General features: G+C 67.2%; 16 protein-coding genes and 1 tRNA gene. 5 read left to right on the forward strand and 12 right to left on the reverse strand.

All coding sequences use genetic code 11. From position 1 onward, the window contains the following. Positions 1-50 precede the first annotated feature (50 nt). From SCA01S_RS05225 to SCA01S_RS22515, 6 genes are all read right to left on the reverse strand, one after another. On the reverse strand, positions 51-980 hold the full coding sequence (locus SCA01S_RS05225; RefSeq protein WP_171794908.1) for a bifunctional riboflavin kinase/FAD synthetase: 930 nt from the start codon (positions 978-980) through the stop codon (positions 51-53). Further along, entirely contained in the window at positions 977-1,489 is a 513-nt protein-coding gene (locus SCA01S_RS05230; RefSeq protein ID WP_062783548.1) for a dihydrofolate reductase, read from the reverse strand. Before SCA01S_RS05230 ends, SCA01S_RS05225 begins: the two co-directional genes overlap by 4 nt. Before the next feature lie 3 nt (positions 1,490-1,492). Beyond that, positions 1,493-2,563, reverse strand: coding sequence for a 5-(carboxyamino)imidazole ribonucleotide synthase (locus tag SCA01S_RS05235; RefSeq protein ID WP_062783551.1), 1,071 nt, complete (start codon positions 2,561-2,563; stop codon positions 1,493-1,495). After that, positions 2,560-3,057 carry a 5-(carboxyamino)imidazole ribonucleotide mutase gene (gene purE, locus SCA01S_RS05240; RefSeq protein WP_054131784.1) on the reverse strand — a complete coding sequence of 166 codons (498 nt, stop codon included), beginning with the start codon at positions 3,055-3,057 and terminating at the stop codon, positions 2,560-2,562. The genes SCA01S_RS05235 and purE overlap by 4 nt, the downstream gene beginning before the upstream one ends. A gap of 32 nt (positions 3,058-3,089) precedes the next feature. After that, positions 3,090-3,776, reverse strand: coding sequence for a 2,3-diphosphoglycerate-dependent phosphoglycerate mutase (gpmA, locus tag SCA01S_RS05245; protein WP_062783733.1), 687 nt, complete (start codon positions 3,774-3,776; stop codon positions 3,090-3,092). Between the two features lie 75 nt (positions 3,777-3,851). Next, on the reverse strand, positions 3,852-4,016 hold the full coding sequence (locus SCA01S_RS22515; protein WP_167542861.1) for a hypothetical protein: 165 nt from the start codon (positions 4,014-4,016) through the stop codon (positions 3,852-3,854). A 150-nt stretch (positions 4,017-4,166) separates the two neighbouring features. Between SCA01S_RS22515 and SCA01S_RS05250 the strand changes: the two genes are divergently transcribed. Next, a tRNA-Thr gene (locus SCA01S_RS05250) sits at positions 4,167-4,241 on the forward strand. A gap of 37 nt (positions 4,242-4,278) precedes the next feature. Here SCA01S_RS05250 and SCA01S_RS05255 read toward each other — a convergent pair. Further along, positions 4,279-4,575, reverse strand: coding sequence for a GNAT family N-acetyltransferase (locus SCA01S_RS05255; protein WP_022676789.1), 297 nt, complete (start codon positions 4,573-4,575; stop codon positions 4,279-4,281). A gap of 72 nt (positions 4,576-4,647) precedes the next feature. Between SCA01S_RS05255 and SCA01S_RS05260 the strand changes: the two genes are divergently transcribed. Together SCA01S_RS05260 and SCA01S_RS05265 are read left to right on the forward strand one after the other, a co-directional pair. Continuing rightward, complete coding sequence (locus SCA01S_RS05260) at positions 4,648-5,664, forward strand: threonine aldolase family protein (protein WP_062783554.1); 1,017 nt, start codon at positions 4,648-4,650, stop codon at positions 5,662-5,664. Then, entirely contained in the window at positions 5,661-6,584 is a 924-nt protein-coding gene (locus SCA01S_RS05265) for a DMT family transporter (RefSeq protein WP_062783556.1), read from the forward strand. Before SCA01S_RS05260 ends, SCA01S_RS05265 begins: the two co-directional genes overlap by 4 nt. Here the strand turns inward: SCA01S_RS05265 and SCA01S_RS05270 are convergent. Next, positions 6,494-7,318, reverse strand: coding sequence for a Rossmann-fold NAD(P)-binding domain-containing protein (locus tag SCA01S_RS05270; protein WP_062783736.1), 825 nt, complete (start codon positions 7,316-7,318; stop codon positions 6,494-6,496). The two genes, SCA01S_RS05265 and SCA01S_RS05270, sit on opposite strands and share 91 nt — an antisense overlap. Before the next feature lie 223 nt (positions 7,319-7,541). Here SCA01S_RS05270 and pepN point away from each other — a divergent pair, with 223 nt between their 5' ends. Further along, positions 7,542-10,151: an aminopeptidase N gene (gene pepN, locus SCA01S_RS05275; protein WP_054131787.1), complete on the forward strand. Its 2,610-nt coding sequence runs from the start codon at positions 7,542-7,544 to the stop codon at positions 10,149-10,151. Continuing rightward, the gene (gene pgeF, locus SCA01S_RS05280; protein WP_054131788.1) at positions 10,148-10,909 is read left to right on the forward strand and encodes a peptidoglycan editing factor PgeF; all 762 of its coding nucleotides are present in this window, start codon (positions 10,148-10,150) and stop codon (positions 10,907-10,909) included. The genes pepN and pgeF overlap by 4 nt, the downstream gene beginning before the upstream one ends. A 6-nt stretch (positions 10,910-10,915) precedes the next feature. Here pgeF and SCA01S_RS05285 read toward each other — a convergent pair whose 3' ends face one another. From SCA01S_RS05285 to SCA01S_RS05300, 4 genes are all read right to left on the reverse strand, one after another. Continuing rightward, positions 10,916-11,341 (reverse strand): GNAT family acetyltransferase, encoded by a 426-nt coding sequence (locus SCA01S_RS05285; protein ID WP_062783559.1) that lies wholly within the window; start codon positions 11,339-11,341, stop codon positions 10,916-10,918. A 7-nt stretch (positions 11,342-11,348) separates the two neighbouring features. Further along, a complete protein-coding gene (locus SCA01S_RS05290) occupies positions 11,349-12,164 on the reverse strand; it encodes a siderophore-interacting protein (RefSeq protein ID WP_062783562.1) in 816 nt (271 codons plus the stop codon). A 115-nt stretch (positions 12,165-12,279) separates the two neighbouring features. Next, complete coding sequence (locus tag SCA01S_RS05295; protein WP_174544783.1) at positions 12,280-13,698, reverse strand: alpha,alpha-trehalose-phosphate synthase (UDP-forming); 1,419 nt, start codon at positions 13,696-13,698, stop codon at positions 12,280-12,282. Then, complete coding sequence (locus tag SCA01S_RS05300) at positions 13,680-15,509, reverse strand: glycoside hydrolase family 15 protein (protein WP_245652448.1); 1,830 nt, start codon at positions 15,507-15,509, stop codon at positions 13,680-13,682. The genes SCA01S_RS05295 and SCA01S_RS05300 overlap by 19 nt, the downstream gene beginning before the upstream one ends. Positions 15,510-15,512: the final 3 nt, after the last annotated feature.

Genomic DNA, 15,512 nt, shown 5'->3' on the forward strand with positions numbered 1-15,512 from the left:
GCTGGCCTGTCAACCAGGCAGCCGCCAATCGCGTCGAAACGGAGGAAAAATCAGGCGTTTTCCAGCAGCCGGCGCGCTTCCAGGCAATCGCGCGCCATTTGCGCCACCAGCGCATCCAGGCTGTCGAACTTGGCCTCGGGGCGCAGGAAATGGTGGAAGCTGACTTCGATTTCCTGGCCATAGAGATCGCCGGTGAAATCGAAGAAGTGCGGCTCCAGCAGTTCCTTGGGCGGATCGAACGTGGGGCGGATGCCCACGTTGGCCGCACCCAGCAGCTCGCGCCCATCGCACAGGCGGCCCTTGACGGCATAGATGCCATAGGCCGGGCGCAGATACTTGCCCATGGCCAGGTTGGCGGTGGGGAAATTGATCGTGCGGCCCACTTTGTCGCCATGCTGGACAATGCCGCGAATGGCAAATGGCCGCGTCAGCAGCGCCGCCGCCGTGGCGCAATCGCCGGCCTTGAGCGCTTCACGCACGCGGCTGGATGACACCACCACGCCGTCGCGCTGCACCGGGCCAACCGCGCGGGCGGCAAGCCCGTATTGCGCGCCCAGTTCGCGCAGCACGGAGATGTTGCCGCCGCGCTGCTTGCCAAAGGTGAAATCCTCGCCGGTCACCACGCCGGCGGCGCCGATGCGATCGGCCAGCAGTTGGCCCACGAAATCCTGCGCGCTGGTCTGGGCCAGGGTGGCGTCGAATTCGAACACCAGCATGGCATCGGCGCCGGCGGCGGCGAACAGTTCCTGCCGCTGGTCGAGCGAGGTGAGGCGGAACGGCGGCGCCTTGGGATCGAAATGGCAGACCGGATGGGGATCGAACGTGGCGATCATCACCAGGCGGCCTTCGGCCCGCGCCCAGCGCACCGCTTCGGCCACCACGGCCTGGTGGCCCAGGTGGAACCCGTCGAAATTGCCCAGCGCCACGATGGCGCCGCGCCAGTTTTCAGGCACGCGCTCGCGTGCATAGAGCCGGATCATGGCGTGCTGCCTTCTTGTTGTGCATCGGCCCGTTCCAGCGTGACAAAGGCAAAGGCCGGATGGCCGGGGCCGGCCTCATGCTCGCTGCGGGCAATCTCGTGCCAGGCGGCATCGGGATAGGGCATCGTCGTATCGCCGCCAAACGCGCCATGCACCTCAGTCAATTCAAAGCGGCTGGCCAGCGGCGCAAACAGCGCGAGCATTTCCGCCCCGCCGATCACCGCGGCTTCTGCCTCATCGGCCACGCTCGCCAGCGCTTCGTCCAGGCTGTGCACCACCTGCGCGCCCGGCGCCGACCAGGCCGCATCGCGGGTCAGCACCACGTGGCGGCGGCCAGGCAGCAGGCCGGGCAGCGATTCGAAGGTCTTGCGGCCCATGATCATCGGCTTGCCCATGGTCAGGGCCTTGAATCGCTTGAGATCGGCGGGAATGTGCCAGGCGAGCTTGCCCTTGTCGCCGATCGTGCCGTCCTGGGCCCGCGCCACGATCAGGAACAACGCCGCGCCCATGGCTTACTTCACCAGCCGGGTAACATGGCCCATCTTGCGGCCCGGGCGCGTTTCCGCCTTGCCATAGAGGTGCAGGTGATTGGCCGGATCGGCCAGCAGTTGCGGCCAGGCATCGGCCGCTTCGCCGATCAGGTTGTCCATCACCGCGCCCTGGGTGACGAGTTCGGTGCTGCCCAGCGGCAGGCCGAGGATCGCGCGCACGTGATTCTCGAACTGGCTGGCGATGGCTCCTTCGATGCTCCAGTGCCCGGAATTGTGCACGCGCGGCGCCATTTCGTTGAACACCGGGCCATCCTGCGTCGCAAAGAATTCCAGCGTCAGCACGCCGACATAGTCCAGCGCGGCGGCCACTTGCTTGGCCAGCGCGCGCGCGGCGGGCACTTGCGCGGCGATCTCGGCCGGGGCGGGCACGGTGGAGCGCGCCAGGATGCCGTCTTCGTGCTCGTTGCGGGCGCTGTCCCAGAACTGCACGCTGCCATCCTGGGCGCGCACCAGGATCACCGAAAATTCGCCGAAGAACTCGACGAAGCCTTCGTAGATCAGCGGCACGGCGGGCAAGTCCAGCCCGGCGGCGTCGGCCGGCGTCATGATGCGCCACTGACCCTTGCCGTCATAGCCATCGCGCCGGGTCTTGAGAATGCCGGGGGCACCGATCGTTGCCACGGCGCGGGCAAGATCCTCCGCCCCGTCCACCTGCATCCACGGCGCCGGGCGGCCGCCCAGCGTTTCCACGAACGATTTCTCGTTCACCCGGTCCTGCGCCACTTCCAGCGCGCGCGCGGGCGGGAACAGCGCGGCATGGGGCAGGATCGCTGCCAGCGGCGCGGCCGCCACGTTCTCGAATTCATAGGTAACGACCGCGACTTGCGCGGCAAAGGCAGCCAGCGCGGCTTCATCGTCATACGTGCCCTGGGTATAGGCTGCGCTTACCTGCGCCGCGACGGATTCCGCGCGCGGTTCGGGGGCATAGACATGCGCGCAATAGCCCAGCTGCGCGGCGGCCAGGGCCATCATCCGGCCCAGTTGCCCGCCGCCCAGGATGCCGATCGTCGCGCCAGGGCCAAACGTCTTCATTGCGGACGCTCGGCCACGGCATCCGTCTGCGCCTGGCGGAACGCGATCAAGCGCTGTGCCAGCGCCGCGTCGGTCGTCGCCAGGATCGATGCCGCCAGGATGCCGGCATTGGTGGCGCCCGGCGCGCCGATCGCCAGGGTGCCCACCGGAATGCCGCCCGGCATCTGCACGATCGAGAGCAGGCTATCCATGCCCTTGAGCGCCTTGGATTCCACCGGCACGCCCAGCACCGGCAGGTGCGTCATCGACGCGACCATGCCCGGCAGGTGCGCCGCGCCGCCGGCCCCGGCGATCACCACCTTGAAGCCGGCGGTATGCGCGGTCTTGGCAAAGTCCACCAGCCGATCAGGCGTGCGATGGGCCGAAACGATGCGGCATTCGTGGGCCACCCCCAGCTTTTCCAGCACGGCGGCGGCGTTCTTCATCGTTTCCCAGTCGGACTGGCTGCCCATGATGATGGCAACCTGCGCGCCAACTTGCGCACTTTCACTCATCCCAAATCCCCCATCGGGCGTCGGTGCGCTCCTCAGCGCTCCGACAGGTAATAGCGTTCCACTTCGGCCAGGTTGTCGTCCAGTTCATAGACGATCGGCTGGCCTGTGGGGATTTCGAGGCCGGTGATATCGGCATCGGAAATGCCCGACAGGTGCTTGACCAGCGCGCGCAGCGAATTGCCATGGGCCGAAACGATCACGGTTTCCCCGGCCTTGAGCGCGGGTACGATCAGCTCTTCATAAGCCGGCAGCACGCGGGCGATGGTGTCCTTGAGGCTTTCGGTGGCGGGCACGGGAATGCCGGCATAGCGCGGATCGCTGGCCAGATCGAACGCGCTGCCTGCTTCGAGCACCGGCGGCGGAATGTCGAAGCTGCGGCGCCATACCTTGACCTGCTCGTCACCATGCTTGGCGGCGGTTTCGGCCTTGTCGAGGCCGGTCAGCCCGCCATAGTGCCGCTCGTTGAGGCGCCAGTCCTTGGTTTCGGGCACCCACAGGCGGCCGGCCGCTTCCAGCGCCAGGTGCAGCGTCTTGATCGCGCGGGTCTGGAGCGAGGTGAACGCCACGGTGGGCAGCACGCCCTTGTTTTTCAGCAGCTGGCCGGCGGCAAAGGCTTCGGCCGCGCCCTTTTCGGTCACATCCACGTCCCACCAGCCGGTGAAGCGGTTTTCCAGGTTCCATTGCGACTGGCCGTGACGAATCAGGATCAAACGGGGCATCGAGGCTTCCTGCTGCAAGAAAGGAGACAAGAGAACGCGGCCCCTAGCGGGCCGGGGGCGATTTGGAAAGGCGAGTCACGCCGATTCGCCGCCATTCTCCCCGCGCTGCGGCGCCATTTCTTCTTGGGTCTCTGAAAGCGCGCGCGCCTGTGCTTTGCGGCGGCGCAGGTTCTCGCGCAGGCGCTGGGCAAGGCGCTCTTCGCGGCGGGCGGCAGGCGATGGGGTTTTCGACAGGTTCATGGCCATGGTTCTTTGCCGCGCGAATTTTTTGCCGGCAACCCCGCTTGACTTTGCCAACCCGTGCGGCCAATAGCGCGCCTCCACCGGCGGCAAGGCCCCGATGGCACGAAGCCGAGGCGCCCGGCGCCCCGGCTTTCGCGGAAATGGTGTGCTGCTGTAGCTCAGTGGTAGAGCGCATCCTTGGTAAGGCTGAGGTCGGGAGTTCAATCCTCCCCAGCAGCACCATTTCCCGGCAAACCCAGCCAGATCAGAACGTTCGCGCTCAGGCCTGCAGGTCGGCCCATTCGGGATGGCGGCGGAACTGCGCGGCAACATAGCTGCACGCCGGCACCACTTTCCAGCCCTGCTCACGCGCGTCGGCAATAAGCGCGTCCACCAGCCGCGCGGCCACGCCGCGCCCACCGATGGCGCTGGGCACCAGGGTGTGATCGGCCACGACCACGCCGGGCGCTGCCTCGCGCCAGGTCAGCACGCCTTGCGCGGATTCGTTGGCCACGCTGGCATGATAGGCGCCGTGGCTGCCCTGGTTGTCGTGGGTGATGGAAACGGTCTGGTCCACGGCGGTTCTCCCTGCACCCTGCAACAACGGGTGGCTTGACCGCACAACGCCTTCGCAGGCAGTGCGGTTTCCATGCATTTCTTCTCTGACAACGCCGCGTCCGTCCACCCCCGCGTCTGGGCCGCGATGCAGGCCGCCGACGCGCCCGACTTTCCCTATGATGCCGATGCGCAGAGCCGCGCGCTGGACGAGGCGTTTTCCGCGCTGTTCGGCACGCCCTGCGCCGCGCTGTGGGTGGCCACCGGCACGGCGGCCAATTGCCTGGCACTGAGCGCGATGGTGCCGCCGCACGGCGCCGTGGTCTGCCACCGCGAGGCGCATATCGAGATGGACGAGGGCGGCGCGCCGGGCTTTTTCACCCATGGCGCCAAGCTGATCCTGGCCCAGGGCGATGGCGCGCTGTTGACGCCCGAAAGCATTGCCGCCGCGATCGATCCGATTCGCCCCGGTGTGCACCAGGTGCAGCCGCATGCCATCTCGATCACCCAGGCCAGCGAATATGGCCGCGCCTATCGCCCGCACGAAGTGGCCGCGATCGGCTCGCTGACACGCACGCGCGGCCTGATGCTGCACATGGATGGCGCGCGCTTTGCCAATGCCGTGGCGTTCCTCGATTGCGATCCTGCCGCGCTCACCGCGCAGGCGGGCGTCGATGCCTTGAGCTTTGGCTTCGTCAAGAACGGCGGCCTGGGGGCAGAGGCGATCGTGCTGTTCGACGAGGATCTGGCCGATGTGATCCGCTTCCGCCGCAAGCGCGCCGGGCATCTGCAATCCAAGGGCCGCTATCTGGCGGCGCAGATCTTGGCCATGCTGGAGCATGACCTGTGGCTGGCCAATGCCCGTGCCGCCAATGCCGCCGCGCAGGAACTGGCCACGGCCTGCGCCGGACGCCTGCTGCACGCGGTAGAGGCGAACGAGCTGTTCGTGACGCTGAGCGATGTGGAAAAGACCACGCTGCGCGGCATGGGGTTTGATTTCTATGATTGGCCCGCGCCAGTCGGCACGCCGGGTGCGGCCCGGCTGGTGACGGCCTGGAACAGCGATCCGGCCCATGTTGCCGCGCTGGCCCGCGCGATTCGCACGCTGTGAGCGCAGCCTCTCCCGCCCCGCCGGAAAGCCTGTGGCGGCCGCGCGTGGTTATCCCGTTCCTGGCCGTGGCGCTGATCTGGGGCTCCACCTGGCTGGTGATCAAGGGGCAGGCCGGCAGCGTGCCGCCAAGCTGGTCTGTGTGCTATCGCTTTGCCTTGGCGGCGCTGGGCACCTTTGTGCTGGCCGTGCTGCGCAGGGATCGCCTCGCGCTCGATCGCCAGGGCTGGACCCTGGCCCTGGGCATCGGCTTCTTTCACTTCACGATCAATTACCAGTTCCTTTATCCCGCCGAACAGCACCTGACATCGGGCCTGGTCGCGGTGCTCTATGCGCTGCTGATGGTACCCAATGCCGTGCTGGCCCACGTCTTTCTGGGGCAACGCGTGCCGCGCGGGTTCTGGGCCGGTTCGGCCGTGGCGCTGGCGGGGATCGCCCTGCTGGTCCTGCACGAAGTGCGCGTGGCGCCGGCTACCACCACGCCGTGGCTGGGCATCGCCATGGTGACGGTTTCCATCCTGGCGGCATCGGTGGCCAACGTCATCCAGGCCTCGGGCCCGGCGCGGGCGCGACCGGTGGTGCCGATCCTGGCCTGGGCCATGACCATCGGCGCGCTGATCGACGGACTGGTGGCGCTGGCGCTGGCCGGGCCGCCGACGGTCGACTGGACCTGGTCCTATGTCTCGGGCGTGCTCTATCTGGCGATCGTGGGTTCGGTGATCACCTTCCCGCTCTATTTCCAGCTGCTCAAAGACATGGGCGCGGGCCGCGCGGCGTATAATGGCGTGCTGGTGCCGGTGGTGGCCATGGCGCTGTCGACCGTGTTCGAGGATTATCGCTGGTCGCTGCTGGCCGCAGGTGGCTCTGCGCTGGCGATGGTCGGGCTGGTCATGGCGCTCAAGGCGCGCAACCCTTCGCGATAGGTGGGATAGACCGGGCGCCAGCCCAGCACGCGGCGCGCCTTGCCCGCGGCAATGCGCCGGCTTTCGGCATAAAACCCGCGCGCCATGGGCGAAAGCTGCGCTTCATCGGCGGTAAGCAGCGGCGGCAGGGGCAGGCCGGTAAGCCGCACGGCCTCTTCCACCACGGTGTTCTGGCTGGCCGGTTCGTCGTCGGCCAGATTATAGACGCCGGGCGGCCCGGCAAAAGCGGCGATCGTGGCGCCGGCAATGTCGTCGACATGGATGCGGCTGAACACCTGGTCGTGGGCGATGATGCGATGCGCAGTGCCCTCGCGCAGCTTGTCGATCACGCTGCGCCCCGGGCCATAGATGCCGGGCAGGCGCAGCACGCGCACGCGAGGGTCGAGCGCCTGCCACGCCAGGTCTGCCGCCACGCGCGCGGAACGCCGCCCGCCGCCGATCGGTGCGGTTTCATCCACCCAGGCGCCGCGCGCATCGCCATAGACCCCGGTGGACGACCAATAGCCGATCCACGCGCCCGGCCAGTTGGCCAATGCCGCGCCATAGGTTTCCAGCACCGGATCGCCGCCTTCGCGCGCAGGCGGCACCGAAGACAGCACATGGCTGGCCTGCGCCAAGGCGGCATTGACGGCGGCGCTGTCGGCAAAGGCGATCGTGCCGGCGCGGCCCGTGCCGCTGACCTGCCAGCCTTGGGCGCGCAGGGTCTTGGCCAGGACTTGCGCGGCATAGCCCATGCCGAAGATGAACAGGTGGCCTTCGTGCGCTGTATCTGCTTGTTCCTCGTCACCCCGGACTTGATCCGGGGTCCCGCTGTGTTTGCTATCGGTCATCGGTTGCGCGAGGCCTCCACCACCCCAGCCCCTTCTTGCGAAGCAGAGAGGGCTTAAACCCGGCAATTATCCCCTGTTTCCGATTTGCTCAATTGCCCCAAGGCCTGCGGCTTCCTAAGTCAGGGCCATGAAGGATTCAGCCAGCCAGCCGCCCGTCGTGATCCAGCGCGCCGATTATCGCCCGCCCGCCTGGCTGGTGCCCGATATCGCGCTCGATTTCCTGCTCGATCTTGCCGCCACGCAGGTGACGGCGACGCTCGATGTGGAGCGCAACGCGGCTGGCGATGGCGGGCCGCTGCGCCTCAATGGTGATGGCCTGGTGGCGCAGAGCGTCTCCGTGGATGGCGAACCGCACAGTGCCTGGACCATGGACGGCGACGATCTGGTGGTGGAACTGCCGGGCGATGCGCACCAGGTGACGATCGAAACCACGATCGATCCCACCGCCAATACCCAGCTGTCCGGCCTCTATGCCTCGGGCGGGCTGCTGTGCACGCAGTGCGAGGCCGAGGGCTTTCGCCGCATCACCTTCTTCCCCGATCGGCCCGACGTGCTCAGCCGCTACACCGTCACGCTCACGGCGGACAAGGCGGCGTTCCCGGTGCTGCTGTCGAACGGCAACCCGATGGACAGCGGCGAGGAAGACGATGGCACGCACTGGGCGATCTGGCACGATCCCTGGCCCAAGCCGTCGTACCTCTTTGCCCTGGTGGCCGGTGATCTGATTGCCACGCGTGATCGCTTCACCACCATGTCGGGGCGCGAGGTTGACCTGGCGATCTGGGTGCGCGCGGGCGATGAAACGCGCACTGCCCATGCGATGCGCGCGCTGATCGCCTCGATGGACTGGGATGAAAAGGTCTATGGCCGGGAATACGATCTCGACCTGTTCAACATCGTGGCGGTTTCCGATTTCAACGCCGGGGCGATGGAGAACAAGGGCCTCAACATCTTCAATACCCGCTATATCCTGGCCGACCCGGAAACCGCGACCGACGCGGACTACGACGGCGTCGAAGGCGTGGTGGCGCACGAGTATTTCCACAACTGGTCGGGCAACCGCGTGACCTGCCGCGACTGGTTCCAGCTGTCCCTGAAGGAAGGCTTCACCGTGCTGCGCGACCAGCAGTTCTCGGCTGATCAGGGCTCTGCCCCGGTCAAGCGGATCGAGGATGTGCGCGTGTTGCGCAGCGCCCAGTTCCCTGAGGATTCGGGGCCGCTGGCGCATCCGATCCGGCCCGATTCCTATCAGGAAATCAGCAATTTCTACACGGCAACCGTCTATAACAAGGGCGCCGAGGTGATCCGCATGATGACCGTGCTGGCCGGGCCGGAGCGGTTCCGCGCGGGGACGGACCTTTATTTCGAGCGCCATGATGGCGAGGCCGCGACCTGCGAGGATTTCGTCACCGCGATCGAGGATGGCGCCGGGCTCGACCTTAAGCAGTTTCGCCGCTGGTACGAGCAGGCCGGCACGCCGCAGGTGGACGTGGGCATGACCCACGATGCCGCCAGCGGCACGGTGACCCTGGCGTTCAAGCAGACCGTGCCGCCCACGCCGGGCCAGCCGGTCAAGCAGCCGATGGTCATCCCGCTGCGCACGGCGCTGTTCGATCGCGCCACCGGCCGCCATGGCGGCGAACACCTCATCGTGCTGGCTGATGCGGCGCAGACCTTTACCTTTGACGGCTTTGCCCAGGCGCCGGTGCTGTCGATCAACCGTGGGTTTTCGGCGCCGGTGGCGATCAATGCGCCGCAAAGCGTGGAAGACCTGGTGTTCCTCGCCGGCCACGATGACGATGCCTTTGCCCGCTATGAAGCGATGCAGCAACTGGTGGTGCAGCATCTGGTGGCAGCGGTCGAAGGGCGGCTCGATGATGCATCGCGCGAGGCTGGCCGCGCCGCGATCGGCGGGGCGCTGGGCGCGATCCTGGCCGATACCGCGCTCGATGACCTGATGCGCGGCGAACTGGTCATGCTGCCGGGCGAGGCCTATCTGGCCGAGCAGATCAATCCGGTCGATCCGGCGCGCGTCCATGCCGAACGCGAAGCACTCAAGGCCTGGCTGGGCCGTGAACTGGGCGACGCGTGGCGCGGCCTGCACGATCGCTGCACGGCGGTGCCCTATGGCCTCGACGCTGCCGCACGCGGCGCGCGCAAGCTCAAGACCCAGGCGCTGGTCTATCTCGCTGCTGCCGATCCGGTCGAGGCGGCGCAGCGCGCCAAGACGCAGTATGACGCGGCCGACAACATGACCGATCGCCAGGGCGCGCTGATGGTGCTGTGCGGGCTGGACGTGCCCGCGCGCGATGAAGCGCTGGCGCATTTCCACGCTCGCTTTGCCGAGAACCGGCTGGTGATCGACAAGTGGTTCTCGCTCCAGGCCGGCTCGCTGCACCCGCGCGCGCTCGATCATGTCCGCGCCCTGGCGCAGCATGCCGATTTCACCCTGACCAACCCCAACCGCGTGCGGGCGCTCTACATGGCCTTTGCCGCCAATGCCCAGGCGTTCCATGCGGCCGATGGCGCCGGCTATGCGCTGATTGCCGATCTGATCCTGGCACTCGATCCGATCAACGGCAACGTGGCGGCACGGTTCGTGGCGCCGCTGGGCCGCTGGCGGCGGATCGAGCCGGTGCGCGCCGCGCTGATGCGTGCCCAGTTGGAGCGGATCGCCGCCGCGCCGCGCCTGTCGCGCGATGTGCGCGAACAGGTGAGCAAGAGCCTGGACGGATGAGCGTCGAGGTTCTCACCCACCCCGCGCTGGACGGCGCCGCCCATGGTTTCCTCGGGCGGCGGGGCGGGGTTTCTGCTGGCATTCATGCCGGGCTCAACGTTGGCTGGGGCAGCGAGGATGACCCGGCCGCCACGGCCGAAAACCGCCGCCGCGCGACTGCTGCGGTGCTGCCGGGGGCCACGCTGGTCTGCGCCTATCAGGTGCATTCGGCCGATGTCATCACCGTGGACCAGCCGTGGGACGAAGCGGACCGCCCGCGTGGCGATGCGCTGGTTACCCGCCAGCGCGGCGTGCTGCTGGGCATTTTGACCGCCGATTGCGCGCCGGTGCTGTTTCACGATCCCCATGCCGGGGTGATCGGCGCGGCCCATGCCGGCTGGCGCGGCGCGTTCGATGGTGTCACCGATCGCACGGTGGCGGCGATGGAGGCTCTGGGCGCCGATCGCGCGGCGATCGTGGCGGTGGTCGGGCCCTGTATCGGCCAGAAAAGCTATGAGGTGGATGCCGGGTTCGAAGACCGCTTCCTGGCCCAGTCAGCCGAAAACGAACGCTTTTTCCGCGCGGGCAAGGCGGGTCACGCCTGGTTCGACCTGCCTGGCTATGTCGCGCATCGGCTCCACGCGTTTGGCGTGGGCGTGATCGGCATGCTGGACGAAGATACCTACGCCCAGCCCGACCGCTTCTTCTCGTTCCGCCGCGCCACCCATGCCGGAGAGCCGGGCTATGGCCGCGAGATTTCGCTGATCGGGCTGAAGTAGGGCACCTTACCGCCCGTCGAGGCGGCGGCCCAGGGTTTCCACCGCCTGGGGTTCGTATCCCAGGGCGGCATAGAAGGCCTTGGTCGCCAGGTTATCAGCGCGCACCATCAGCATCAGCTTGGGGCAGTCGCGCGCGGCAAGCCACTGTTCGGCCGCCTGCATCAGCGCGCGACCCAGGCCCTGGCGCTGAAACGCTGGGGCCACGCCCAGGTAATAGACCCAGCCGCGATGGCCGTCATAGCCGACCATGATCGTGGCCGCGGGCGTCCCCTCCTGTTCGGCCAGGATCACGGTGCAGGCCGGGTTTGCCATCGCCAGGTGATAGTCGGTGGCCGGATCGTTCCACGGCCGGGTCAGCCCCGCCGCCTGCCACAACTTGATCACGGCGTGGGCGTCGGCAGGGCCGGCTTCGCGCAAGACAGGCTGGGCCATGGCGCGGTCAGTGCCCGCCGGCCGCGTCAGCCTCGCCCAGGTTCTTGGCCGAGGAATCCGCTTGGCCCGCCACCCAATAGCCGGCCGCCTTGATCCACCGCTTGTCGAGGCCGCGCGTTTCCACCAGGTATTCGCGGGCGGCGCGGGCCACGCCGGCTTCGGCCGCAATCCACACGAAGGTGGCGGGCGGCAGGTCGATCTGCGCCAGCGCCGCGATGATCGGCGCAGGATCGGTGGCGGCCGCAGCGTCGCGATGCAGCCAGTGCGTTTCCAGCGTGGCGGCGGTGGCAAAAGTCTGTTCGTCGGCGGCGCCGGGCACGGCACCGATCACCGTGGCATGCACCCCGGCGGGCAGTTCCTCCACGCGGCGGCCGATCGCCGGCAGCGCGGTTTCATCGCCTACTAGCAGCCAATGGGCAATCGGCCCCTCGATCACCTGCGAACCGCGCGGGCCGCCGATGCGGATGGGATCGCCCACCTGGGCCGCGCGCGCCCAGTCAGACACCGGGCCGCCTTCATGGTCGAAGAAATCGATGGTCAGGGTGCCGGCGGCGGCATCGTGGTGGCGCGGCGTATAATCGCGCATGATCCGCTCATCCGGCCCGCCTTCGACGAAAACCTTGATGTGATCATCGGGCGCGCCGCTGACAAAGCCGGCCAGTTCGGGCCCTTCGGCCACGATGCGGATCATGTTGGGGGTCAGCCGCTCATGCCGGGCGATGCGCAGCGTGCGCAGCGTGGTTTCGTGGCGCATGCGGCGCAGCACCGGCGCGTCGGCAGGATCGGAGGGCGGGGTGGTGGTCTGGCTGGCTTGGCTGGTCATCGGGGTGCCTGTCTGTGCGGAGTGGGGCAGGGAATTGCTGTGAACGAGTTCTAAGATATATCTTTGATCGCTCTTTGGCAAGCCCTACCCGCATGTCAGGCCGCGACGGTCACCATCACGCCGCGCTCAACGCTGGTTCCTGCGCCTCGCCGGGATCGAGCGCGGCCATGAACTGGCCCAGCCACCACATCACGTCCTGCTCAAGCACGGTATCCATCAGCGCGCGCCAGCGTTCCTGGCGTTCGGCCAGCGGCATGGTCAGCGCCTGCCCCAGGGCATCGGCAATCTCTTCGGGGCTATAGGGATTGACCAGCACTGCCTGGCTCATCTGCGCGGCCGCTCCGGCAAAGTTCGACAGCACCAGCACGCCCGGATCGGCCGGGTCTTGCGCCGCCACGAATTCCTTGGCCACCAGGTTCATCCCGTCGCGCAGGGGCGTAACCAGGCCCACCTTGGCGGCGCGATAGACGCCGGCGAGCACATCGCGCGGATAGCCCTTGTTGACATAGCGCAGCGGCACCCATTCCACGCTGGAAAACTCGCCATTGATCCGCCCTGACAGCGAATCCAGGCTGGCGCGAATTTCCTGGTAGGTCTGCACGCTTTCGCGGCTGGGCGGGGCGATCTGCAGCAGGAAGACCTTTTCGTGCAGGTCTTCGCGTTGCGAGAGCAGGCGTTCATAGCCGATGAAGCGTTCCTGCAGGCCCTTGGAATAGTCGAGCCGGTCCACGCCCACGATCATCGCGCGGCCGCCGGCACTTTCCTCCATGCGCTGGCGCATCGCCTCGGCCACCGGGCCATTGGCGGTGTCGGCAAATTCCTGGGCGTCGATGCCGATCGGGCAGACCACCGCGCGCAGGGTGCGGCCATTCCAGGTGACGGTGTTGTCTTCGCCGATGGTCGCGTCCATCTGCGCGCGGACGTAATCGATGAAGCTTTCCAGCCAATCCTGGGTGTGAAAGCCCACCACATCATAGCCGAACAGCGATTCGACCAGCTCCTGGTGATTGGGCAGCGACACCATCAGCCGCATCGGCGGCCAGGGGATGTGCAGGAAAAAGCCGATGCGGTTGGCCACGCCCCGTTCGCGCAGGCGCTGGCCCAGCGGGATCAGGTGGTAATCGTGCACCCACACCAGATCGTCCTTGGCGATCAGCGGCAGCAGCGTATCGGCAAAGCGGGTGTTGACGCGTTCATAGCCATCGACGAACCCGCGCTCGAACTCGGCCAGGCTCACGCGATAGTGGAACAGCGGCCACAGCGTGCGGTTGGCAAAGCCATCGTAGTATTCGTGGATGTCCTGCGGTTCCAGATCGACCGTGGCGGTGGTGACGCCGGCCGATTTCTGGAAATTGATATGGCCGGTAAAGCTTTCGGTCTCCCCGCCCGACCAGCCGAACCAGATGCCGTCGCTTTCGCGCAGCACGGTGGACAATGCGACGGTCAGTCCGCCCTGGTTGCCCGGCTCATCCTCACTGGGCGGCTGGACACGGTTCGAGACGACGATCAGGCGCTTCACCTTATGGCACTCCATGGCTTGCTCAGCAGGCCGGCACAGTTGATCATGCCAACGAGCGAGTAGGTCTGCGGGTAATTGCCCCACAGCTCCCCGGAAACGGGGTCGATATCTTCTGACAGCAGCCCGGCCGCGGTGCGGCGGGCCAGCATTTCTTCGAACAGTTCGCGCCCTTCCGGCGCCCGCCCGGTGGCATGGAGCGCTTCGATCAGCCAGAACGTGCAGACGTTGAAGGCGGTCGTCGGCAAGCCGAAATCATCCTCGCTGGCATAGCGCAGCATATGGCTGCCACGGCGCAGGCCTTCTTCCACCGCGCGCAAGGTGCCCTGGAAACGCGGATCGTCGGGCGGCAGGAAGCGCATGTCGAGCAACTGGATCAGGCTCGCGTCGAGATCGTCACCGCCGAACGTGGCGGAAAAGCGCTGGGTATCCGGGCGCCAGGCGCGCGTCTCGATCGTGGCGCGGATGGCATCGGCGCGGTTCTGCCAGAAATCGGCGCGTTCGGGCAGGCCCAGTTCGGCCGCGATGTTGGCCAGCCGGTCGCAGGCGGCCCAGCACATCGCCGCCGAATAGGTGTGTACATCGGCGCGGGTGCGAAACTCCCACAGGCCCGCGTCGGGCTGGTCATGCACCTGGAAGGCGCGCTCGCCTACCGCTTCCAGCGCTTCGAAATCGGCCATGCCGGCCATGCGATAGAGCCGGCGGTCGATGAACGCCTGGGTGTTGCACAGCACGATCTGGCCATAGGCATCGTGCTGGATCTGTTCATAGGCCTGGTTGCCCACGCGCACCGGCCCCATGCCGCGATAGCCGGGCAGCCCTTGCGCCTCCCACTCGGTCAGCTTGTCTTCGCCGCCCAGGCCATAGAGCGGCTGGATATGGCCGCCGCGCGCGCCTTCCACCACATTGCGCAGATATTCGAGATAGCCTTCCAGCACATCGAGTGCGCCCAGGCGATTGAGCGCCTGGATCGTGTAATAGGCATCGCGAATCCAGCAGAAGCGATAGTCCCAGTTGCGCCCGGAATCGGCGTGTTCGGGAATCGAGGTGGTCAGTGCCGCCACGATCGCCCCGGTTTCCTCGAACTGGCACAGCTTGAGCGTGATGGCGCTGCGGATCACCGCATCCTGCCATTCCAGCTGGGTGGCCAGGCCCCGGGTCCAGTGCCGCCACTCGGCGATGGTGCGCGCCAGCATTTCTTCCAGGCCATGGCCCAGATCGTTGGCAAAGCTTTCGTCCGGCCCCAGGAAGAAATGCAGCGTGCGCTCCACCCGGAACGATCGCTCGTCGTTCACCCAGCCGATCGGCGCATCGGTGGACAGGCGCAGAGTCAGGTCTTGCAACAGATAGCGGATATGGTGCGAACCGCTGGTGCGCGCCGGGACGGTGGCGCCCCATTCGCTGGCCGGCCGCAGCGCCACGCGGATGCGCGGGCTGCCCGCCAGGCGCCGCACGATGCGGGCAAATGCCACCGGCCGATACATGCGCCCGTGGTTCTTGTAGCGCGGGCAGAAATCGACCACCTCGATGGCGCCGCCCTGGGCATCGGTGTGGGTGGTGATCAGCACCGGAGTATTGCGGATATAGTGCTGCCGCGTCGCGACCACGTCATCCAGGGTGATCGACCAGAAGCCCTTGGCCGCCGGATCGCCCGGCGCCTTGTCATCAAGCAGCGCGCAAAACGTCGGGTCGCCATCGAGCCGCGGCACGCAGCCCCAGACCAGGTTGCCGCTGCGATCGATCATCCCGGCCACCTGGCAATTGCCGATCGGCCAAAGATCGACGCTGGCGGCGTGGCTGTTGTCTTCGGTCATTTCCGTCTCTTGCATGCG

This window comes from Novosphingobium capsulatum NBRC 12533, assembly GCF_001598375.1.
In the GTDB taxonomy this organism is placed as follows: domain Bacteria; phylum Pseudomonadota; class Alphaproteobacteria; order Sphingomonadales; family Sphingomonadaceae; genus Novosphingobium; species Novosphingobium capsulatum.